Annotated in this window: 1 pseudogene; it reads right to left on the bottom strand. The window is 79.1% G+C overall.

Annotation, left to right across the window (positions count from 1 at the left end):
* Positions 1-584 (bottom strand): annotated as a pseudogene (locus G3I53_RS16170) (hypothetical protein); the annotation flags it as partial.

Consider the following 584-nt stretch of genomic DNA (forward strand, 5'->3'; position numbering starts at 1 on the left):
GCCCGGGCAGCTGCGGCACCAGCGCCAGCCAGAACCAGGGGCGCCGGGCCGCCGACCCGGCGTACGCCAGGCCGGCCAGCAGGAGCGGCCCCAGGACGAGGAGGTGGTCGCGCAGGGAGGGGCGCAGGACGAGGAACGCCGACAGCATCAGCCCCGTCGCCGTCTCCACCAGCCGCAGCCCCACCGGCCCCGGCCCGTGCCAGCGCCGGTGGGCGCACATGACGCCGACGGCCGCCAGGAGCAGCGTGAGGCCCCAGGCCGCCGTCGGCGGCAGACCGGGCACCGGCAGCACGCCCGCAGGCCAGACCTCCGCGGGCCGGGCGGGCAGCGCGGGATACGGCCCGGAGGGATCCAGGAGAGCGGAGGGGTCCAGAAGGGCCGAGGGAGCGAAGGGGGCAGAGGGAGCGGAGGGCGCGGAGGGCCCCCAGAGGCCGGAGGGCGACGGCAGGCCGCCGGAGAGCAGGGCCGGCGGACCCGGCAGGCGCAGTGCCGTGTGCACCAGCAGCAGCGCGCCGAGCGCCCGCCACCGGTGCGCGAACACGAACAGCAGCGCGGCCGGCGCGAGCAGCGGCTCCCACGCCACG

The sequence above is a fragment of the Streptomyces sp. SID14436 genome (assembly GCF_010548465.1).
Lineage (GTDB): Bacteria > Actinomycetota > Actinomycetes > Streptomycetales > Streptomycetaceae > Streptomyces.